This window comes from Kribbella sp. NPDC056345, from assembly GCF_042262745.1.
GTDB lineage: Bacteria > Actinomycetota > Actinomycetes > Propionibacteriales > Kribbellaceae > Kribbella.
The window spans coordinates 478,822-498,514 of record NZ_JBHJQQ010000003.1 but is presented as its reverse complement, the minus strand read 5'-3'; the positions used below and the strand labels follow the sequence as shown (position 1 = coordinate 498,514).

18 protein-coding genes are annotated in these 19,693 nt (G+C 67.3%); 7 read left to right on the top strand and 11 right to left on the bottom strand.

Annotated features, from left to right (window positions below):
* Positions 1 to 69: 69 nt before the first annotated feature.
* From ACFCV3_RS13175 to ACFCV3_RS13165, 3 genes are all read left to right on the top strand, one after another.
* A complete protein-coding gene (locus ACFCV3_RS13175; RefSeq protein ID WP_376029718.1) occupies positions 70 to 999 on the top strand; it encodes an SDR family NAD(P)-dependent oxidoreductase in 930 nt (309 codons plus the stop codon).
* Positions 996 to 1,820: an SDR family NAD(P)-dependent oxidoreductase gene (locus ACFCV3_RS13170; protein WP_376029715.1), complete on the top strand. Its 825-nt coding sequence runs from the start codon at positions 996 to 998 to the stop codon at positions 1,818 to 1,820. The genes ACFCV3_RS13175 and ACFCV3_RS13170 overlap by 4 nt, the downstream gene beginning before the upstream one ends.
* 364 nt (positions 1,821 to 2,184) lie before the next feature.
* Positions 2,185 to 2,622 carry a hypothetical protein gene (locus tag ACFCV3_RS13165; protein ID WP_376029713.1) on the top strand — a complete coding sequence of 146 codons (438 nt, stop codon included), beginning with the start codon at positions 2,185 to 2,187 and terminating at the stop codon, positions 2,620 to 2,622.
* Positions 2,623 to 2,624: 2 nt separating this feature from the next.
* On the opposite strand, the gene ACFCV3_RS13160 is transcribed toward ACFCV3_RS13165, so the two are convergent.
* The 7 genes from ACFCV3_RS13160 to ACFCV3_RS13130 all read right to left on the bottom strand — a co-directional run bounded on the left by ACFCV3_RS13160 (position 2,625) and on the right by ACFCV3_RS13130 (position 9,809).
* Positions 2,625 to 3,881, bottom strand: a complete 1,257-nt coding sequence (locus ACFCV3_RS13160; protein WP_376029710.1) for a hypothetical protein — start codon at positions 3,879 to 3,881, stop codon at positions 2,625 to 2,627.
* 568 nt (positions 3,882 to 4,449) lie between these two features.
* Positions 4,450 to 5,280 (bottom strand): carbohydrate ABC transporter permease, encoded by an 831-nt coding sequence (locus ACFCV3_RS13155; protein WP_376029707.1) that lies wholly within the window; start codon positions 5,278 to 5,280, stop codon positions 4,450 to 4,452.
* Positions 5,281 to 5,282: 2 nt separating this feature from the next.
* On the bottom strand, positions 5,283 to 6,194 hold the full coding sequence (locus ACFCV3_RS13150; RefSeq protein WP_376029705.1) for a carbohydrate ABC transporter permease: 912 nt from the start codon (positions 6,192 to 6,194) through the stop codon (positions 5,283 to 5,285).
* Positions 6,191 to 7,684, bottom strand: coding sequence for an ABC transporter substrate-binding protein (locus tag ACFCV3_RS13145; RefSeq protein ID WP_376029702.1), 1,494 nt, complete (start codon positions 7,682 to 7,684; stop codon positions 6,191 to 6,193). Before ACFCV3_RS13145 ends, ACFCV3_RS13150 begins: the two co-directional genes overlap by 4 nt.
* The gene (locus ACFCV3_RS13140) at positions 7,684 to 8,700 is read right to left on the bottom strand and encodes a Gfo/Idh/MocA family protein (RefSeq protein ID WP_376029699.1); all 1,017 of its coding nucleotides are present in this window, start codon (positions 8,698 to 8,700) and stop codon (positions 7,684 to 7,686) included. Before ACFCV3_RS13140 ends, ACFCV3_RS13145 begins: the two co-directional genes overlap by 1 nt.
* Before the next feature lie 53 nt (positions 8,701 to 8,753).
* Positions 8,754 to 9,185: an RpiB/LacA/LacB family sugar-phosphate isomerase gene (locus ACFCV3_RS13135; RefSeq protein WP_376029697.1), complete on the bottom strand. Its 432-nt coding sequence runs from the start codon at positions 9,183 to 9,185 to the stop codon at positions 8,754 to 8,756.
* A 9-nt stretch (positions 9,186 to 9,194) separates the two neighbouring features.
* The gene (locus ACFCV3_RS13130) at positions 9,195 to 9,809 is read right to left on the bottom strand and encodes a GNAT family N-acetyltransferase (protein WP_376029694.1); all 615 of its coding nucleotides are present in this window, start codon (positions 9,807 to 9,809) and stop codon (positions 9,195 to 9,197) included.
* A gap of 116 nt (positions 9,810 to 9,925) precedes the next feature.
* Between ACFCV3_RS13130 and ACFCV3_RS13125 the strand changes: the two genes are divergently transcribed.
* Positions 9,926 to 12,148 carry an RICIN domain-containing protein gene (locus ACFCV3_RS13125; protein WP_376029692.1) on the top strand — a complete coding sequence of 741 codons (2,223 nt, stop codon included), beginning with the start codon at positions 9,926 to 9,928 and terminating at the stop codon, positions 12,146 to 12,148.
* Positions 12,149 to 12,191: 43 nt separating this feature from the next.
* Here ACFCV3_RS13125 and ACFCV3_RS13120 read toward each other — a convergent pair whose 3' ends face one another.
* Positions 12,192 to 13,115, bottom strand: coding sequence for a S8 family serine peptidase (locus ACFCV3_RS13120; protein ID WP_376029690.1), 924 nt, complete (start codon positions 13,113 to 13,115; stop codon positions 12,192 to 12,194).
* Between the two features lie 181 nt (positions 13,116 to 13,296).
* Between ACFCV3_RS13120 and ACFCV3_RS13115 the strand changes: the two genes are divergently transcribed.
* The 3 genes from ACFCV3_RS13115 to ACFCV3_RS13105 are packed head-to-tail and all read left to right on the top strand — an operon-like array spanning position 13,297 to position 15,415.
* Entirely contained in the window at positions 13,297 to 13,953 is a 657-nt protein-coding gene (locus tag ACFCV3_RS13115; RefSeq protein WP_376029688.1) for a HEAT repeat domain-containing protein, read from the top strand.
* Positions 13,947 to 14,918, top strand: a complete 972-nt coding sequence (locus ACFCV3_RS13110) for a HEAT repeat domain-containing protein (RefSeq protein WP_376029685.1) — start codon at positions 13,947 to 13,949, stop codon at positions 14,916 to 14,918. Before ACFCV3_RS13115 ends, ACFCV3_RS13110 begins: the two co-directional genes overlap by 7 nt.
* A 2-nt stretch (positions 14,919 to 14,920) precedes the next feature.
* Positions 14,921 to 15,415, top strand: coding sequence for an AAA family ATPase (locus ACFCV3_RS13105; protein WP_376029682.1), 495 nt, complete (start codon positions 14,921 to 14,923; stop codon positions 15,413 to 15,415).
* Here the strand turns inward: ACFCV3_RS13105 and ACFCV3_RS13100 are convergent.
* The 3 genes from ACFCV3_RS13100 to ACFCV3_RS13090 all read right to left on the bottom strand — a co-directional run bounded on the left by ACFCV3_RS13100 (position 15,378) and on the right by ACFCV3_RS13090 (position 19,655).
* Positions 15,378 to 16,607, bottom strand: a complete 1,230-nt coding sequence (locus ACFCV3_RS13100) for a diguanylate cyclase (protein WP_376029680.1) — start codon at positions 16,605 to 16,607, stop codon at positions 15,378 to 15,380. The two genes, ACFCV3_RS13105 and ACFCV3_RS13100, sit on opposite strands and share 38 nt — an antisense overlap.
* A gap of 250 nt (positions 16,608 to 16,857) precedes the next feature.
* The gene (locus ACFCV3_RS13095) at positions 16,858 to 18,075 is read right to left on the bottom strand and encodes an MFS transporter (RefSeq protein WP_376029677.1); all 1,218 of its coding nucleotides are present in this window, start codon (positions 18,073 to 18,075) and stop codon (positions 16,858 to 16,860) included.
* A gap of 77 nt (positions 18,076 to 18,152) precedes the next feature.
* Positions 18,153 to 19,655 (bottom strand): nucleotidyl transferase AbiEii/AbiGii toxin family protein, encoded by a 1,503-nt coding sequence (locus tag ACFCV3_RS13090; RefSeq protein WP_376029674.1) that lies wholly within the window; start codon positions 19,653 to 19,655, stop codon positions 18,153 to 18,155.
* Positions 19,656 to 19,693: the final 38 nt, after the last annotated feature.

Here is a 19,693-nt window from a genome sequence, read left to right as displayed (position 1 = left end):
ACGTTTACGCATACCACACTTGCAAGACTTTCGCTGGTGGCATGGGCTGGAGCTGCCTAGCGTGAAGGTATGGAACTTATCAAGACGCCTTTCGGCTTCAGCAGTACGGCGGCGGAAGTTGCCGCCGGCATCGATCTCTCCGGGCGTCGTGCCGTGGTGACCGGCGCAGCGTCCGGCCTCGGGGTGGAGACGGCCCGAGCACTCGCGGGCACCGGCGCCGAGGTCACCCTCGCGGTCCGCGACGTCGAGGCGGGGGAGCGGGTGGCCAAGGACATCACCGCGACGACCGGCAGTACGGCGTTGCGCGTCGTACCGCTCGATCTCACCGACCCGGCTTCGGTGGCCGCGTTCACCACGGCCTGGGACGGGCCGCTGCACATCCTCGTCAACAACGCCGGGGTGATGGCTTCGCCCGAGACTTTTACGCCGCAGGGGTGGGAGTTGCAGTTCGCGACCAACCACCTCGGCCATTTCGCCTTGTCCACCGGCCTGTACGACGCGCTGGCCGCTGACGGGGCAGCCCGGATCGTCAGCGTCAGTTCGAGCGGTCACCAGCTCTCGCCGATGATCTTCGACGACGTCAACTTCGCGTTCCGTGCGTACGATCCGTGGCTGGCCTACGGACAGTCCAAGACCGCGAACGTGTTGTTTGCCGTTGAGGCCACCCGGCGCTGGGCCGCCGACGGCATCACCGCGAACGCCCTGATGCCGGGCGCGATCTTCACCAACCTGCAGCGCTACACCGAAGGCCGCGGTAGCGGCAGCACCCCACCCGAGCTGATGAAGACACCGGAGCAGGGCGCTGCGACGTCGGTTCTGCTGGCCACCTCGCCGCAGCTCGAGGGAATCGGCGGTCGCTACTTCGTCGACTGCAACGAGACCCCGACCATCGACCGTCGCGGCGAGGCCCCTCGGTTGCACGGTGTCGCCCGCTATGCACTCGACCCGGCAAACGCCGTCCGGCTGTGGGATCTGTCCGAAAGGTTGCTCGCATCATGACCGTCGCCTTGATCACCGGCGCCACCCAGGGCCTCGGCCTCGCGCTCGCCGAGGGACTCGCGACCCGCCTCGGACCTGATGACACCGTCTATCTGACCGGTCGCGACCTCGACCGGGTCACCACCGCCGTCGCGTCGCTCCCGGCCGGGGGAGCGCGGGTCCGTGCCGAGCTGCTGGACGTGGGCACTCCGGACGCGGCCTCGAAGCTCGCCGAGCAGTTGGAGGAACGGCACGGCGGCGTCGACATCGTGTTCGGGAACGCCGTCATGCGGGTCGGCCCCGACGACGATCCGCGCGCGATCGTCGACACCTACACCGAGGTGAACAACTTCGGCACCACCCGGCTCCTGCGCGCCTTCGCCCCGCTCCTTCGCGACAACGGCCGGCTGCTGATCGTGGCCAGTTCGCTCGGCACCCTGCACTACCTGGCGCCCGTGCTGCATCGCCACTTCGCCAACCTCACCGACCTCGACGACGTGGATCGGGCGGTAGCTGCCTGGCGCGACCTGGTCAAGGACGGCACCATCCGGGCGACCGCCTGGCCAGGCTTCGTGAACATCCCGTCCAAGATCGCCCAGGTCGCCGCCGTCCGCACCCTGGCCGCACAGCGCCGTACCGAAGACGTTGCCCGCGGCATCCTCCTGGCCGCCGTCTGCCCCGGCATGATCAACACCCCAACCTCCGCCTTGTGGTGGGACGTCAGCACGGCGCCAACCCCGGCCGAGGCCGCCGTACCCCTCCTCGACCTGGCCCTCCAGCCGGCCGACCCCGCCCACTACGGCCAGCTCCTCCGCCACGGAAAGGTCCTACCTTGGGCCTGATCCTTGCCGGATGGGACGATGGGGCGCATGGGCTGGCCTGCGATGGTGTGGATCGGTGGTGCGCCGGGCGCTGGGAAGTCGACGATTGCGCGGGACCTTGCGCGGCGGATGGATCTGCCGCTGCATCCGATCGACCTGTGGACGTATGCGCACCTCGGTCGGATGCCACCTGGTGAGCCGGTGGCGGATGAGTTGGCGAAGGGGGCGGCGTACGCGGCTGACGTGTTCGTGCGGATTGCTCGGCTGCGGGTGGAGTTAGTGGTCGAGGACGTGCGCGGACGGTCGCTGGGGGAGGTGCCTGCGTTGGTGGAGGGGCCGCAGCTCTTGCCGTCGATGGCGGGTGCGGTGCCGGCGGCTGTGGCTGGTGCCGGATGGCGAGCAGACCCGGCGCGCTCGGCAGCAGCGGTTGGAGCGGACGCCCGATCCCGCGGGGCGTGCTCGGCTGGAGGGGTTGCTGGCGCGGGACGCCGTACTGGCCGAGCGGGTTCGGCAGGAGGCGGTGGAGTACGGCCGGACGCTCGTCGAGGTACCGGCCGATCCCGTCTGGCCGGAGGTTGTCCGGGCGGTTGAGGATGCGCTCGGCTCGCAGCCTGGCTTGGAGGCGGGTGCTGAGCTGCGACGGCAGCGGCAGTACGAGAACCAGGCCGCCTGCACGCAGGGGCGGCTGTGGCAGGCGGACATTGGGTTGGCCGAGCTGCCGCCCTTTCCTTTCGCCTGTGAGTGCGGCACTTCGGGGTGCACGGCCGTCTGGGAAGGGACTCCCGACGAGTACGACCAGCGCACCCCGTTGCTGGCTCACTGAGCTCAGGAGTCCCAGATCGGGCCCAGGGCTGGGATTCCGAGCCGCTCCATCCCGTGCACGACCGACCAGGTGACCTTGCGGTTCGACACGCAGATGACGGCCTCGGCGTTCGAGGACTCGTACGCCGAGTAGGCCAGCTTCACCATGTCGGGTTTGCCGTGGGCGTCGGTGTCCCAGATGATCGCGTCGGGCTGGGCCGCCATGATCTCGTCGACCAGTGCTTGTCCGTACGTCCTGACCGGATTCCGGGTGACCCAGACCAGCTGCATCGGCACCCGGTTGGCCAGGATATGGGCGAGGACCGGGCCGATCCCGCTGCCGGTGACGACGTACACGACTCGGTTGAAAACGCTGCCGTAGTTGGCCATTCCGGCGGTCGAGATACCGCGCACCCAGATGTGGGACGGCGGGTTGTCGATGAAGTCGCTGGTCCAGTCACCGGCCCGCGAGATCGCCATCCGGAACCCCGGTGCGCCGGGTGTCGGGATCACCGCGAAGCTGTGCCACTGCTGCAGCGGGTGCCGTGCGATCGCCCGGGTCGAACCCGCCATCGGCCGGAACCGATTGCTGCTCACCAGCGCCACGTGCGACGACGGCCGGATCACATCGATCGGAATCCGCCGCAGCATCGTCCACGGAAGCAGCGAACTGATCGTGGTGATGGTCAGCACGATGATCGTCGAGGCGCTGCCCAGCTGCAGCGCGCTGATCCAGAACAGCACGGACAGCGTCCAGCCGCCGAAGCGGTGCATCCGCTCGAAGAGGTCGTGGTGCTCGGCGCGGAACTTCGGGCGCGAGGTCATCACGATCCCCAGCAACAGCAACGATTGCAGGCAGTACGTCAGCTGCAGTGCAGCATCGACCTGGCCGATCGCCACCACAGTCAGCGCCCAGAACCACAAGGTCCCGCAGATCGCGCCACCGACGTGCAATCCGCCGAGATGGTAGCCCTTGGCAAGCGTCCACCGCAGCCTCAGCGGCCACGACTTCGGCACCCGCATCACCAGCCTGCACAACGCATTCACGAAGAACTGCTGGCGAATGAGAACACCCAAGGCGAAGTTGACCTGGGCAATCAATGCCACATTGACGACCGAACCCCACCAATGGTGCCCGATGCCGACACCGAGGATCACCACATTGGCGAGAACCACGAGCAGAGTCAGGCGATGACTCTGCATCAGCCGTGGATGCTTCAGAACCCGCCGTACCGGTGGCAGTTCCGCCGGCAACTGGACATGCGTCAGTACCCCACTCATCGAAATTCCCCCAGAATTTCCGAGACACCCCGAGAATCACCGAGCCCTCATCACCCGGTAACGCACGCTAAGACGCAGCTCCACCCCGAGAGGTTCGCCGCCATCCAGGCAAACCTTCCGCCGCAACAGAACCGACACATTCCCCAGCCGGTACGACGTTGAGCACGGTTCAACCATGTGCGCGCCCGGCAAGTGGTTGATGCGTGCCCAAGGTGAGCCGGCCGGCCTTGAGTACGGTTCAACCGTTCCGATGGGGCTCGCATGGATGGGTGCCCAAGGTGGTGACGGGCTATGGCTGAGGAAGGTGAGGTCCCGTCGCGCGACAGTGACGGTTGCGGGAGGCTGGATGTTCGCCCCGCCGGCCCATCCTCCCCAAACCGGTTTGGGGAAGGGGAATCGGCAGGGGCGGTTCCTGTGACTTCCCCTAACGTCCGAACAACCGGAGACCACGCACTCGGATCCTTCGGACGTTAGCTGGGAGGGGTGGTTAACGTCCGAACAACCGGAGACCACGCACTCGGATCCTTCGGACGTTAACCGGGGGTTCGGGCGGGAGCTGGGCGGTCGGTCAGTCCTTCACCGCTCCGGATAGGCCTTCGATGAAGTAGCGCTGGAAGAAGAGGAAGACGGCGACGATCGGGACCATCGAGAGGGTGACGGCGGCGGCGAAGCCGGACAGGTCGACGCTGTACTGCTGGGTGAAGGCGCGGAGGCCGACCGAGACGGTGCGCAGGTCGGGGTCGCCGAGGGTGAAGATCAGCGGGACGAAGTACTCCTGCCAGCTGGAAGTGAAGCCGAGGATCGCAGTTGTGGCGATGATGGGCTTGGCGAGCGGGAAGATCAGCCGGAAGGTGCGGAAGAAGCCGGCGCCGTCGATGGCGGCGGCGTCGAAGAGCTCCTGGGGGATCGCGCCGAAGTAGCCGCGGAAGAGCAGGGTGCTGAAGCCGACGCCGCCGGTCAGGGCGAGCAGGACACCCCAGACGGTGTTGAGCAGGCCGATCGTCTGGATCAGCTCGAACACCGGCAGCACACTCGTTGCCGTCGGCATGAACAGGAAGGCGAGGATCAACATCCCGATCAGGCGGCTGCCGGGGAACTTGTAGCGGGCGAGCGTGTAGCCCGCGAGGGCAGCAGAGATCACGGTGATGGCGGTGCTCGCCGTACTGTAGAAGACCGAGTTGAACAGGTAGCGGCTGAAGTTCGCCGTGGTCCAGGCGCGGCCGTAGTTCTCGGTCGTCCAGTGCTCGGGCCAGAGTTTGAAGCCTGCCGTGTACATCTCGTTGGAGGATTTGAACGACGAGAACACCGGCCACAGGAACGGGTAGAGGTAGATGAAGGAGACGGCCAGCAGTACGACGACCAGCAGGACCGAGCGTGGAGTCCATCGTTGGGTGCGCATGACTAGACCCCGTATTCCTTCCGCTTGAGCTGCGCCCGGCCGACCAGTTTGCCGACGAGCGCGTACACGATCAGCACGGTGATCCCGAAGACGAAGGCCGCGGCACTCGACGTACCGAACTGTGGCCGGGCCTGGGCGAAGGCCATCTCGTAGACGTAGTAGTTGATGACGTAGGTGTCGGTGCCCGGTCCGCCCGAGGTCAGGATCTGGATCCAGTCGAAGATGCCGAGCGACCAGATCAGGCCGAGGGAAGCGATCACGATGCCCATCGGCCGGACCAGCGGCAGCGTGATGTGCCACAGCCGCTGGCGTGCGCCGGCGCCGTCGACCTCAGCCGCCTCCAGGAGGTTCTGCGGGACCAGCTGGAGGGCCGCCATCCAGAAGATCACGTACTGCCCCATGATCTGCCAGGTCGAGATGACCGCGATCGTGCTGAACGCGATCGGGCCGGACCGGAGGAAGTCGACCGGCTGGTCCACCAGGTGCAGGGTGGTGAGCAGGTGGTTGATCGCTCCGTCGGAGGGACTGAGCAGGTAGTAGAAGACCATGGCCACGATCGACGCCGGCATCAGCCAGGGCAGGAAGAACACGGTCCGGAAGAACGCCGGCCACCGCAGCCACGGGCGGGTCAGCAGCAGCGCGATCAGAAAGGACAACGGCAGCTTGATCAGCGTCTGCCCGATCGTGAACGCCCAGGTGTTGGCGTACGCCTTGCCGAACAGCGGGTCGGTGAGGACGGCCTTGTAGTTGTCGAGCCCGACCCCCGGTGAGTCGCCGAGGGCACCGATCCCGTCGAAGTCGTGCAGGCTGAACTGCACGGTCCGGACCAGCGGCCAGACCGTGAAGGCCAGGAACAGCACGATGAACGGGATCATCACGAGGTAGATCCAGCCGACGTCGCTCCGCCGAGTCATTTGCTGAACTTGAAGGGTGTCAGGCCGTCCCAATCCGGTTCGGCATAGCAGTCGGTCGAGACCTTCAGCCCGGACGCGGCTTCCTTGCTGAGCTGGGCTTCGAAGACCTTGTTCTGTTTGTCCTCGATCCCCTTGGCCAGCGCCGGCCAGTCACCGCCGCTCTGCAGGTACTTGTTCACCGTGCTGTGGACGAGGTTCTCCTGGATCCGGTCGACCTTGCTCATCGCCTCGGACTTGGCCAGGTCCGGGCACTTGAGCGCCGGAACCGGAGCGAGCACATGCACCTTCGGGTCGAGCGGCAGCAGCTCGCGGGCCAGGTTGTCCTTCGGCAGCCACTTGGCGGCGTCGGCCGGGTCGATCCACGGGAGCAGGTCGAAGCCCTTGGCGGTGAAGTGTTCCGAGAACCAGCCCTTGGGCCGGGTCATCCACTCCAGGAACTGAGTCGCTTCCTTCGGGTGCTTGCTCTGCGAGCTGATGAACAGTTCGGGCAACGGCGGTCCCTGGGCGATCCGGCCGGCGTACCCGCCCGGTGCCGCGGTGGTCTTCGCCGGCGGCAGCGCGACCCCGAAGTTCTTGAACTTGAACGTCTGCGGGAAGACCGATGACATCCAGCCGCCGTCGAAGTAGAACGCGGCCTTGCCACCGACGACTGCCTGGCGGGCGGCGATCTTGTCGTACTGGCCGGGGAAGACGTACTGCTGCTCGTACAACGACCGGATGTACTGCAGCGCCTCGACGAACTGCGGATCGGACGTCTCGGTGAACTTGCCGGTCTGCAGGGAGACCTTGCTCGGCGTGTAGCCCTTCTTGTTCACACCGACGAACGTCGTGAGCAGCCGCTCGATCTCGTCCGGACCCTGGGTCGACTGGGCCAGACAGCTCGCCCCGGCCTTCTCCTTGACCGCCTGGCAGGCGGCAGTGAACTCGGCCCAGGTCGCCGGCAGTTTGCCGGTCAGACCGGCCTTCGCGATCACGTCCTTGTTGAAGTACATGTAGCCGAAACCGATCGTGCCGGTCGCGGGCGGCCGGGGCGTGGTGTAGATCTTGCCGCCCTGGCTGTAGATCGGCTCCATCAGGTTGGAGGTGTCGCGGAAGCGGGAGCGGAAGTCGGCCGGGAGGACGGAGTCGTCCAGCGGCGCGGCCCACTTGTTGCCGATGACATCGGCCAGCTCGAAGTACTCACCGGCGGCCGGCCAGGTGAAGGTGAAGATGTCGGGGGAGTTCTTGCTCCGGAAGCTCAGCGGCAGCGCCTGCTTGTAGTCGGCCTCGGCCAGCTCCTCCGGGACGACGTTGATGTTCGGGAACTCCTTGCGGAACTCGGCCGCCGCCTCCCGGTAGAACTCCAGCCGCTCCTGGCTGTAGCCCTGCCACTTGATGGTGACCACTCCGTTGTCGTTCTCCGACTTGGCACCGTTGCTGTTGCAGGCCGCGAGGGTGGCCAGTGCGAGCCCGGCGGCCAGCGCCGCCCGCGTGATCCGGTTGAGGTTCATCAGTACTCCGTTCGCTGCAGGGATCGATCGGCGGCTGAGTCATACGTCGCTTGGACAGCGGCAACGACTGAGAGGCCGTAATTGCCGGAGACGCTCGGGGGCTCGTTCCCCGTGAAATCGACGAGCTGATCGCGGAAGGCAGTCACGATCTCGTCGTGGCCGGTCCGGTCCCGGAGGCGGACGGACTCGCCGTCGCGGAACATCCACAGCCCATCGGCGTGGGACAGGCGCAGAGCGCCGTACTCGCAGACCACTTCGGTCTCGTCCTGTGGAGGCAGGCCGGTGCTGGTGATCGAGAACGTCAGCTGGATGTCGCCGGACAGTTCCATCACGCCGGAGGCTTCGGTCTCGACGGCGATTCCGGGCCGCCGCCAGATCCGCGCGTTCACCGCGACGACCTGTTCGCCGGTCAGCACCTGCGCCTTGTCGATGCTGTGGCCGCCGATGTTCATCATGATTCCGCCCCCGGCGAGCTCGGGGTCGAAGAACCAGGCCGGGCGGGATTCGGGGTCGTACCGAACGGCGCGCCGCTCAGTGATCAGCAAGGGCCGGCCGAGCTCTCCGGAGCGGAGAATGTCCCTCGCCTGCCGAACCGCCGGAACAAAGCGCTGCAAATTACCGATGGCCAGCCGAACACCGGCGTCGGCGCAGACTTTGATCATTTTCCGGCAGTCGGCCACGGTGGTGGCCATCGGCTTTTCCATCAGCACGTGCAGGCCGGCGGCGGCCGCGTCCTCGGCCATCGGGATGTGCAGGGAATGCGGGGACGTGATCACGACGGCATCGAGGTTGCCAGCGGCAAACATCGCCCGGTGATCGCTGTACACACTGGCCTTCAGCGGTACGGCGAGCGCTCGCGCGGCCTCCCGCCGTACGTCGCAGATCGCCGTGATCGCGATCCCGGGCAGACCCGCCGCGGCCTCCACGTACACCGCGGCGACGCTCCCGGCGCCGACCAGTCCGACGCGAATTTCATTCCTTTTACGGAATGAATTCAGTCCATTCTCTGCCGTCATGCCTGGGAGTTTGCGGACGGTCGGCAGAACGTGTCAATGGAATGAATGGTGCATTAATGGCTGACGCGCTCGACATTCATCCGATCGGTCTCGTCGGTGCTCGGAGTCCCGGCGAACCAGGCATCCAGGATCTCCTCGAGCAGCGGCTCGGAGGTGAGCCGGAGGCTCAGTGCGAGCACGTTGGCGTCGTTCCACTGCCGTGCGCCATCGGCGGTGTAGGCGTCGGTGCACAGCGCGGCCCGCACGCCCGGAACCTTGTTTGCGGCGATCGACGCGCCGGTACCGGTCCAGCAGCAGACGATCGCCTGATCCGCCGTACCATCGGCGAGCTCCCGCGCCGCCGCCTCCGAACAAACCGCCCACTGCGGATCGCTCCCGGGCTGGAGCGCTCCATGCGCGCTCACCTCATGCCCACGCTTGGTCAGTTCGGCGACGAGAGCACGCGCGACGGGCAGGTCCATATCCGAGGAAACCGAGATCCGCATCTTCCGAGCCTAGGGCGTGCGGCCGAGGTAGGTGAGCGGGCCGGGGTCGGGGTGCGGGATCTCGTGGAAGCCGAGGCGGTCGTAGAACGGTCGGGCCCGGTGGTTCGCGGTGACCATGCCGATGTGCAGGGGAACGTCGCCAAGTGCCTGGAGGAAGGCGGCGATCAGTTCGCGGCCGTGGCCGGACCGTTGGTAGTCCGGGAGCAGGTCGATGTGCAGGTGGGCCGGATACGCCGCCAGGGCCGGCTGCACCATCCGCTCCGGCGTGTGGAGCAGGTGCGCCATCACCTCGTCCGGAGTGTTCGGCGTACCGGGTGGTGCGGGGTACTGATCGCCGACCAGGGGGAGCCATTCGGTGCGGAATCGCTGGGCGAACCGAGCTGTGTCGGAGGCTCCGAGGACGTAGCCGACGGCCCGGCCGTTGTCGTCGGCAACGAAGGCGAGGTCCGGGTCCAGATAGGTGTAGGGGTGCGCGAAGAGATTGGGAAGCACATTCGGGTCGTCGTAGGAGGCCGTGGCGTCCTCACCCGCATCGGCGGTCCGGATGCAGATGTCGTGGACTGCGGCGCGGTCCGACGGCCGGTACTGCCTGATCCGCACGCTGGGAGCGCTCTCATCGATCATGGGTCAAGACTCTCATCCGGCGGACCGTTTGGTTCCGGAACTTCGGTCAGGTCTTGAATTAAGTGTGGGAATCCGCTTTCCTAGGCGAACCTCTGCCGCCCACCCGAGGAGTTCCCATGCCCGGAGCCGCCCCACTCCGCCCACCGCCGCGCGCTTGGCGACGGCGTACCGTCGTGATCGCCGCGGCGCTGGCCGGTCTCGTCGCCGGTGGTCTGACGCTGGTCGACCCGCCGGCCGCGACCGCTGCCATCTCACCGACCGGCTGGAACACCGTGGCCGCCAAACACAGCGGCAAGTGCCTCGACACGCGGGCCGCCGGTACGGCGAACGGCACCGTCGTCCAGCAGTACGCCTGCAACACCAGCGCCGCCCAGCAGTGGCAGTTCCAGCCGACCAGCGGCGGGTATGTCCGGGTCAACGTGCGCACCGCCCCGGCCCAGGTGGTCGACGTCTCCAACGTTTCGACGGCGGACAACGCCCTGGTCCACCTGTGGGCGTACGGCGGTGGCAACAACCAGCAGTGGCTGCCGGTCGAGGAGGCGGACGGCGCCTACCACCTGGTGAACCGGCACAGCGGCAAGTGTCTCGACGTACCATCTGCCTCCACCGCGGACAGCGTCCAGCTGGTGCAGTTCACCTGCAACGGAAGCGCCGCCCAATCGTTCAGGATCACCTCCGTGGGCACTCCGCCAGACCCCGGTACGCCGGACCTCGGCCCGAACGTCTCCGTCTTCGACCCGTCGATGCCGGCCAGCCAGATCCAGTCGCGGCTCGACCAGGTCTTCAACCAGCAGGAGGAGAACCAGTACGGCGAGCAGCGGTACGCCCTGCTGTTCAAGCCGGGCACCTACAACGTCAGCGCGAATGTCGGGTTCTTCACCCAGGTCGCCGGTCTCGGCCTCACGCCGGGCAGTGTGAACATCAACGGCGCCGTCCATGTCGAGGCCGACTGGTTCCCGCCGCAGAACGCGACGCACAACTTCTGGCGCGGCGCCGAGGGCCTCACGGTCACCCCGCCGGGCGGGCTGGACCGCTGGGCGGTCAGCCAGGCGTCGGCGTACCGGCGGATGCACCTCAAGGGCAACCTCGCGCTGGACGACGGCGGCTGGTCGAGCGGCGGCTTCATGGCCGACACGATCGTCGACGGCCAGGTGCGATCCGGCAGCCAGCAGCAGTGGCTGTCGCGCAACACGCGCTGGGGCAGCTGGACCGGTCAGAACTGGAACATGGTCTTCGTCGGCGCCGAGAACGCTCCCGCGGGCAGCTTCCCGGACCCGCCGTACACGAAGGTCGCGCAGACGCCGATCATCCGCGAGAAGCCCTACCTGTACATCGACAGCGCCGGTGCCTACCAGGTGTTCGTCCCCGCGCTGAAGTCGAACTCGGCCGGCCCGGGTTGGGCGAACGGTACGCCGGCCGGTCAGTCGCTGCCGATCAGTCAGTTCTACATCGCGAAGCCCGGTGTCACCGCGGCCACGCTGAACGCCGAACTGGCGGCCGGTAAGGATCTCCTGTTCACGCCCGGTGTCTACCGGCTCAGCGACACCCTGCGGGTCAACCGCGCGAACACGGTCGTCCTCGGTCTCGGCCTGGCGACGATCATGCCGACCAACGGTACGTCGGCCATGTCGGTCGCCGATGTGGACGGGGTGAAGATCGCCGGCCTGCTGATCGACGCGGCCCCGACCAACTCGCCCCTGCTGATGGAGCTCGGCGCGTCGAACTCGTCGGCCGACCACAGCGCGAACCCGACCTCGCTGCACGACATCTACTTCCGGATCGGCGGCTCCGCGGTCGGCAAGGCCACCGAATCACTCCGGATCAACAGTGACGACGTGATCCTCGACCACGCCTGGCTCTGGCGCGGTGACCACTCGATCGGTGTCGGCTGGGGAACCAACACCGCCGACACCGGACTCGTGGTGAACGGTGACGACGTCACGGCGTACGGGCTGTTCGTCGAGCACTACCAGAAGTACCAGACGATCTGGAACGGCGAACGCGGCCGCACGTACTTCTACCAGAACGAGCTGCCCTACGACCCGCCGAACCAGGCTGCCTGGATGAACGGCTCCACCCGCGGGTACGCGGCGTACAAGGTCGCCGACTCTGTGAACACCCACGAGGCCTGGGGGCTCGGCAGCTACTGCGTCTTCACCTCCGACGCATCCATAGTCGCCGAACGCGCCTTCGAGGTACCGACCAAACCGAACGTGAAGTTCCACAACATGGTCACTGTGTCACTCGGCGGCAGGGGCACCATCGCTCACGTCATCAACAACGCCGGTGGCCCCTCCAACTCCCAGACCAACAAGGCTCAATGGGTCAACTACCCCTGATCGCCGCCTGACTGCTTCCCCGCGCTGGGGCGGGGAAGCAGCATCAGGAGCAGTTGGTGAACAGGATGCGGTTCGGTGTGCCCAAGCTGTCGGTGCCGAGGCGGCCGGTGGTGGCGTTGTCGTTGAGTTGTTGCTGGATGGTGGCCGGGGAGGCGGTCGGGTTCTGTTCGAGAAGCTTGGCCGCGGCACCGGCGGTGAGGCCGACATGGCCGCCGTGGATGCCCCACGGGTTCTCGTCGCTGCCGCCGCCCACCGCGGTCGTGCCGCTCGGCGCGGCGAGGTCGACGCACTTGCCGCGATTCTGGCCGGCGCCGAGCTGCTCCTTCGGGTTGCCGGTGTTGGTGAGGTCCAGTTGGGTCGCGGTGATGGCGCCGGGGACCCGGGCGGGGGAGTAGTTGCAGGCATCGGCGCCGAAGTCGGTGCCGTTGTTGCCTGCGCTGACAACCCAGGTGACGCCGCTCTGGATCGATTGGGCGACCGCTGCGTCGAGCGCCGGGTCAGCAGCGACGGCGAAAGGCAGTACGGCGACCGCGGGTTTCACCGCGTTCTGGGTGACCCAGTTGATCCCGGCGATTGCCCGGTCCGCGGTGGGCTGTGCGTTGCACCGGAAGGTCCGGACCGAGACGATCTGCGCTTGTTTCGCGGCGCCGTACTTGTTGCCGGCCACCAGCCCGGCAACTCCGGTTCCGATCACCGTGCACGGGGTCCCGCCGACCAGGTCGGCCCCCTGCGTCGCCCGGCCACCGAAGTCGGTGTGCGTGGTGCTCACGCCGTCGCTGACTACGTAGACGCGGACGTTCGCTCCGGACGAGTTCCAGCTGTAGCTCTTGTCCAGCGGCCGGTCCCGCTGATCGATCCGATCCAGTGCCCCACTCGGATTCAGCTGGCTACCCGCGGCATAAGCCGGCGCCTGACCGGCCAGCGCCACCACCGCAACCATCACACCGACAGCCTTCAGTCGTGCCATGTCATTGCCTCCTGAGCTTCGAACGGAAGCCCAGAGCGTGGCGCGCGGAAAAGACTCTCGCAAACGATTGAATCCCGCTCAAATGCCGTGAACCAGACGTGCCCGTGGTGCGTATTCCGTGCCACACTGCTTGACCTTGACACTGTGACAAGGTCTTCACTGGGGGCCGGAGGTGATCACCGTGAGTGCGGTGGAGAGGTTGGTCGGAGTGCTGGGTGCCGGGGATTCGTCGGCGCGGTTGCGGACGGCTATGACGGTCGGGGCGGAGCCTGGGCTGGTGGAGGCGTTGCTGGTGCGGTGCGCGGTGGAGCCGGACTTCTTCGTGCGGGACATGCTGACCTGGACGTTGACGCGGCAGCCGGTGGAGTTGACGGTGCCGAAGGTTCTGGCGGAGCTGCAGGCGGAGGGGGCGCAGGCGCGTAGTCAGGCGCTGCACACGCTGTCGAAGCTGGGCGTGCCGAGCACGTGGAGCGCGATCACGCCGGAGCTGCTGCGTGATCCGGACGACGAGGTGGCGCGGACCGCGTGGCGGGCGGCCGTCGTACTGGCGCCGTTCGAGGAGCGGGAGGCGCTGGCCGCGGAGCTGGTCACGCAGCTCGGGCGTGGGGACCGGATGGTTCAGCTGAGCCTGAGCCGGGCGCTGGTTGCCCTCGACGACCTCATCGAGCCGTACCTGCAGCCGGCACTGACTCACGCCGACCCTGCTGTTCGTCAGCACGCCCGGGCGACGATGCTGTTGCTGCGCGATCCGGACGCTGCGTTCGCGGCGGACGTCGACGCGGCGAAGCGGATCGATGCCCTCGGTCCGGAGAAGGCGGGGGCACAGACCGCGTGCTGATCGGTGAGGTGGCGCGGCGCTCGGGGGTGAGTAGCCGGATGCTCCGGCACTACGACTCCCTCGGGCTGGTGCGTCCCACCGGGCGGACCGTCGGCAACTATCGCGAGTACTCCGCCGACGACATCCGCCGGATCTTCCACGTCGAGAGCCTGCGCTCACTCGGCCTGTCCCTGCGCGAGATCGGCCAGGCGCTGGAAGACCCGACCTTCGCCCCGGCCGCCCTGGTCAGCGACCTGATCCAGCGCACCGAGGACCGCCTGCACCGCGAGCAGGAGCTCCTCGAACGCCTCCGCACAGTCGACGCCTCGGCACCGTCCGGCTGGGAGGACGTACTGCGCATCATCGAGCTCCTGCATTCCCTCGACTCACCCAACGCAGCCCGTCGCCAGCAGGCCGTGCTGGCCCCGCGCGACGACGCACCGGTCCCGACCGAGGTCCTCGCCAAGGCCATCCTGACCGAGTCGAACCCGAACGTCGCCGGTGCCCTCCGCTGGGCCCTCGCCCGCGCGGAGGGTGGCGTGGCGAGCCTCGCCTCCGGCCTGCAGTCGAAGGACGTCGAGGTACGGCGTCGCGCAGTGCAGGCGCTGGTCGAACTCCCCGGCGCGGACGCAACCGCCGTACTCGAGAGCGCGCTCGCCGACGACGACCCGATCGTCCGCAAACACGTAGCCCTTGCCTTAGGCAACCGAGGTGTCGTGGCGGCGATCCCGGCCCTGGTCGGCCTGATCGTCGAAGGCATCAACGACGTGGAGGCCGCCGAGATCCTCGGCACACTCGCCCAGGACCCCAGCGTGCTGACCTCCCTGACCGACGCGCTGGCGGGGTCGGACTCGGCCGCCCGGATCCGCCTCACCCAAGCGCTGGCCGAACTGCCCGCGCCGCTCGCCGACGACGTCCTTCGTCAACTGACCAACGACTCCGACCGCGTTGTCGCCATGCTCGCCAACGCCCTCCTGAAAGGCTGACCATGGGGGCCCGGCTCGTCCTGCTCTGCGGTACGGCGTTCTCCGGCAAGAGCACGGTCGCCCGGACCGTCGCACCCAAGCTCGCCGCCACCATCGTCAGCCTCGACGAGATCAACGCCCGCCGCGGCCTCTGGGGCGGCGACGGCATCCCGGTCGAGGAATGGATCCGCACCAACACCGAAGCCCACACCGAAACCCGCGCCCTACTCACCGCCGGCACGTCGGTAGTCGTCGACGACACCAGCTCCCCACGCTTCCTCCGCGACGCCTGGCGCAAACTGGCGGCCGACCTGGACGCCCAGTTCACCCTGCTCTACCTGGACATCGACCACGCCACGATCCTGACGCGCCGAGCCGCCAACCAGACGAGCGGCAATCGCCAGGACGTCACCGACGAAGTCCTCACCCAACACCTGGCCGACTTCGACCCACCGCACTCCGACGAGAACCCCGTCCTCCTCAGCTCAATTGACCTGGAGTCCGACTGGGAGCTGTGACCACCTGGTTGCGCCCGGCCTCTTTCGCCGCGTAGGTAGCGGTATCAGCTGCCATCAGCAGCACGTCGAGGCTGTGACCGGCCGCCGGGTACGTCGCAGCACCGATCGAGCAGGTGAGCCCGTCGACAACGGTGGTTCCATCCGGTGCAGTGACGCTGATGACGAGGCGGGCAATGCGACGCCGAATGCGCTCGGCGGTGTGCAACGTGTCGGCTGGGCTGGTGTTGGGAAGCAAGACGGCGAACTCTTCGCCGCCGAGCCTGCCGACCAGGTCCTCGGTGCGGACTTCGTGCTTGAGCTCGGCCGCAATCGCCTTCAGTACCTGGTCGCCGGCCAAGTGGCCATGTGTGTCGTTGACCGCCTTGAAGTGATCGAGGTCCAGGTAGAGGATGCCGAGCGGGACGTTGGTGTTCTGGGCACGTTCGAGTTCTTTTGCCGCGATCTCGTGCCAGAACATGGTGTTCGCCAGGCCGGTGTTCGGGTCGGTGCGCGCTGCGAACTGAAACTGCCCGACGAGCAGGGCCCGGTGCAGGCCGAGGACCGTGATCAGCAACGCAGCGGTCAGCCACGGCTGGTAAACCAGGAGAGCTGCTGTGGATGTCCCGAGGCCGAGCGCGCCGGCGACGATGAACTGGTCCGACAATTGGCCCAAGGCCTTCCGGGCGCTCGCATTCGGATTGGACAGCAGGACGACGCCTACGACCAAGGCGAGGTTGATGAGCCAGTAGGCCAGTGCTGCAGCAGCCACAGCTATCAGGCCGACGAGGCCGCCGGCGAAGCCGGGCTGGTTGTCAGGGTTGATCGTCCGCAGACACATGATGGCCACGGCGGACCCGAGGATGACGGTTGAGGCGGAGAAGAAGCCTCGATGAGGTGGGCTGCGTGGCAGCCGGATCCAGGCGTGTGCATAGCTCACCGCGATCACGCCGGCCGCTAATGGGGGCGGAAGGATCAGGACGCCCGCAAACATCCACATCGACTTGAGGTTCACATAGGTCGAGCCTTCGGAGACAACCTGCCGGAGTCGCTCGATCTCCCGGCCGGCCTCGACATGGATCGACGACCCGAGCGCCAGTACACCGAACCGCATCCAGTCACCGGCACCGACGTCCAGGTTGATGAACGAAGCACCGACCACGGTGAGAGCCAAGGCGTCGACCGCCAGTACGTAGCCCAGTACAGCCGAAGGCACGGACCAGAGCGCCCATCGTGTCGGCGACCAGGATGACGCGGCGGTGTCAGTCTCACGGCGGTGCCTGCGCCGCAGGCTCCAATGACGGATACTCAGCATTAACGTTCCCCCCGCCCCACTTCGTCCTCGATGCCAGAGTAAACGCAGTATCACCCAAAGTCACTGCGTCATCAGGTAACGAGGGCAGTCAGGTCCCGGAAGGAGGTGCGTCGCGATGCGCTCCAACGACTGGTCGTGAACCGCCTCGCCCTCATCTGTCGGCTCGCCGGTACCCTCCGGCGGCACCGGCGGCGTAGATGACGCCTAGCACCCCCGCGCCGGCCACGACCATGGCCGGGTCCCAATGATCCGCTGCCGCCCCGGCGACCAGGATCCCCATCCCCTGAGCAACCACCAGCGCAGTGCGGGCCAGGCCGATCACCTGTCCGCGCTGCGCATCAGGAATCTCCTGTACGAAGGTCGCTTGCGCCAGCGGCATGAAGCAGGCACACATTCCCGAGACCATCCATAGCGCGACTGTCATCCACAACCCCGGTTGGAACACGCATCCGATCAGTACCGCGCAGGTGCCGATCGCGAGCGGGCCCATCATGGCCATTCGGCGGGCCGGGGCGATGCGTGATGCCGCAAGGATGCCGATGACCTGGCCGGCCGGGTTCGCGGCGAACAGGATGCCGGCGGCGATCGGGCCGCCACCGACAGCGGCGGCGTACGGCGTGGCCAGTCCTTCGACGGTGATGTAGAAGCCGGGCACGCAGATGAGGGCCAGCAGGTAGCGCAGTCTGCGGTTGTTCCAGACCAGGCGGGCGCCCGCGACCAGGGAGCCCCACCAGCTCGGTCGGGTGGTCGGGTCGTCGCCCATCGGGACGGGACGTTCTTGGATGCCGAAGCGCAGCAATACGGCCGAGACCGCAAAGGACAGCGCGTTGAGGGCCAGCGCCTGGCTCGAGCCCAGCAGCGCCACGATGGTGCCACCGGCCACGAAGCCGGCCAGCTGAGCGGCTTGAACGGTGACCGTGGAGAGACCGACGGCCGCCCGGTACGTGTCGCCGGTCATCAGTGTCGCGAGGAACGCCGTACGGGCGGACTGGAAGGGGGCGGCGAGCAGTTGCACCGCGACGAGCAGCACGCACAGGATCCACAGCGGTGTGCCGGGGATCGCCATCAAGGCCACCAGCACCGCGCGGGCGGCATCGCAGCTCACCATGATCTGGCGGCGGGGGAAGCGGTCGGCCAGACCGCCGAGCAGTGGCCCGCTGACGACGTCCGGCAACATCGTCAGTGCATAGGTCAACGCGGACAGGCCGGCCGAGCCGGTGCGGTCGAACACCAGCACCGCGAGCGCGACCCGGGCCAGCTGGTCCCCGATGACGGAACCGACCAGCGCCAGCCACGACCACCTGAACTCGGCAACCGCGAAAACCTCCGCGTACGTCGCAGAGCGTTCGGGCTGGCCGGGGCGGGACATGAACCTCAACGTACTGACTGCCGCCCCGGGCCTGCTCGCCGTACCGGTGCGCCGTTACCGGTTCGAAGCCGGGCTCGTCACCAGGGCCGGCTGTATGAGCGGCGCAGCGCGGCGGCGAGGCGTTCCTTCCAGGACTCGGCGTCGCCTTCGACGGCCGGGTACTCGTCGAGGAAGTTCTGCCAGTCGACATCCCACTCCTGGATCATCGACGGAGTGAATCCCTGGACGTGCCGAGCGTCCTCGTGGTTGTCCAGCAATTGCTGGATCAGGAGCGGCGAGACGTCGGTGCGTTCGGCCAGCAGCACGGCGTCGTACAGGTCTTTGCCCTGGGGGTAGGCATCGGTGGCCAGCCAGAGGATCTTCCAGGCCAGGGAGAGCTCCGGGCTGACGGTCAGCAGGGAGACGTTGCCGATCGGCAGCCGTTCGGGCTCGATCGGCAGGTCCTCGTTGTAGACGAAGTCGAGCTGGAGGGTGCCGCTCAGGCCGTCGTGCTCGTACGGGAAGACGAGCCGACGGCCGGGCAGACGATCGTCGTAGGTCCACAGCTCGTCGCGAGCCACCTCGGCAGCCTTGAAACCAGGCCCCGGGTTGGCCGCGACCGTCGCGATGACGGTCTCGAGCAGACCACGGCCTTCCGGGCTGTCGACACCGATGCCGGCTGGGATGACGACGAAGTCGAGATCACCGGGCTCGCGCGCCTGGTCGCCGTACCAGTGCTGCAAGGTGATGCTGCCCCGTAGGACCAGGTGTTCGGCGAGCTCGGACGTCGCGATCAGCGTCAACAGATGATGGATGGCACTGCGCCGCAGCACCTGCCACTCGGTGCCGCGCTCTGGCTGTGCGAATGTAGGCTGCCCCGGTCGGAAGGCGTTGTCGTACTGCTTCAGCGCCGGATCGAAGGTACGGCGCTGCTCGATACCTGGGGATGGGGCGATCGGCAAGTACGTCGCCGGATAGCCGGCAGGGATGGGTTCGGTCCGGATCGCAGCCTCGAGCCAGCCGGTGTCCAGGTCCTCGTGGGTGTCGAGGACGACGTACTCCTCCTCGATCTCCAGGATGTCGTAGCCGGCCTCGCGCAAGGTCGTCACCAATGCCTCGAGCTGGGGCTTCGAGGTGTTGCGGCCGACCTGGTGGCAGCGCTGGGTCACGAAGCGCTCGTGCTTGCCGTCGGTGCGCCGGCGCCGCGCGTTGCGGGACAGATGCGCATGGTGCGGCGCGAGCAAGGCGGCCAGCAGGTCCAAGGAATCGTTGGGTAGGAGCAGCTTCACGTGGTGCTCGAAGTATCGTCCGCGTACGGCCTCAGTGTCCTCGACCGGTACGCCGGCGTTCCAGGGTGCGGCCTCGATCTTGACCCGGACCGGCCGTCGGTAGAACCTGTCGGCCCACTCGCGGCTCAGCTGCTCGACCTGAGCGAATGTGCCCTGCGCGGCCACGGTGACCATTGGCTGCACCGGGACGCGCCCGCGCTCGAGCACGATCTCGCTGTACTTCAGGCCGTGCTGTACGGCGACGTCCGCGTTCGCCGGGTCCGACGCCTGGAAGGTCAGGTGGATCTCGAAGTCACCGCTGATGTCAGGCACCGAGTCATGATGCCAGGCAGCCAGGCCGCTTTGGGTAG

Excerpts from the sequence above, each read along its gene's own strand:
- ACFCV3_RS13175 (WP_376029718.1), top strand. The coding sequence starts at position 70 with ATGGAACTTATCAAGACGCCTTTCGGCTTCAGCAGTACGGCGGCGGAA.
- ACFCV3_RS13170 (WP_376029715.1), top strand. The coding sequence starts at position 996 with ATGACCGTCGCCTTGATCACCGGCGCCACCCAGGGCCTCGGCCTCGCG.
- ACFCV3_RS13160 (WP_376029710.1), bottom strand. The coding sequence starts at position 3,881 with ATGAGTGGGGTACTGACGCATGTCCAGTTGCCGGCGGAACTGCCACCG.
- ACFCV3_RS13155 (WP_376029707.1), bottom strand. The coding sequence starts at position 5,280 with ATGCGCACCCAACGATGGACTCCACGCTCGGTCCTGCTGGTCGTCGTA.
- ACFCV3_RS13150 (WP_376029705.1), bottom strand. The coding sequence starts at position 6,194 with ATGACTCGGCGGAGCGACGTCGGCTGGATCTACCTCGTGATGATCCCG.
- ACFCV3_RS13145 (WP_376029702.1), bottom strand. The coding sequence starts at position 7,684 with ATGAACCTCAACCGGATCACGCGGGCGGCGCTGGCCGCCGGGCTCGCA.
- ACFCV3_RS13140 (WP_376029699.1), bottom strand. The coding sequence starts at position 8,700 with ATGACGGCAGAGAATGGACTGAATTCATTCCGTAAAAGGAATGAAATT.
- ACFCV3_RS13135 (WP_376029697.1), bottom strand. The coding sequence starts at position 9,185 with ATGCGGATCTCGGTTTCCTCGGATATGGACCTGCCCGTCGCGCGTGCT.
- ACFCV3_RS13130 (WP_376029694.1), bottom strand. The coding sequence starts at position 9,809 with ATGATCGATGAGAGCGCTCCCAGCGTGCGGATCAGGCAGTACCGGCCG.
- ACFCV3_RS13125 (WP_376029692.1), top strand. The coding sequence starts at position 9,926 with ATGCCCGGAGCCGCCCCACTCCGCCCACCGCCGCGCGCTTGGCGACGG.
- ACFCV3_RS13120 (WP_376029690.1), bottom strand. The coding sequence starts at position 13,115 with ATGGCACGACTGAAGGCTGTCGGTGTGATGGTTGCGGTGGTGGCGCTG.
- ACFCV3_RS13105 (WP_376029682.1), top strand. The coding sequence starts at position 14,921 with ATGGGGGCCCGGCTCGTCCTGCTCTGCGGTACGGCGTTCTCCGGCAAG.
- ACFCV3_RS13095 (WP_376029677.1), bottom strand. The coding sequence starts at position 18,075 with ATGTCCCGCCCCGGCCAGCCCGAACGCTCTGCGACGTACGCGGAGGTT.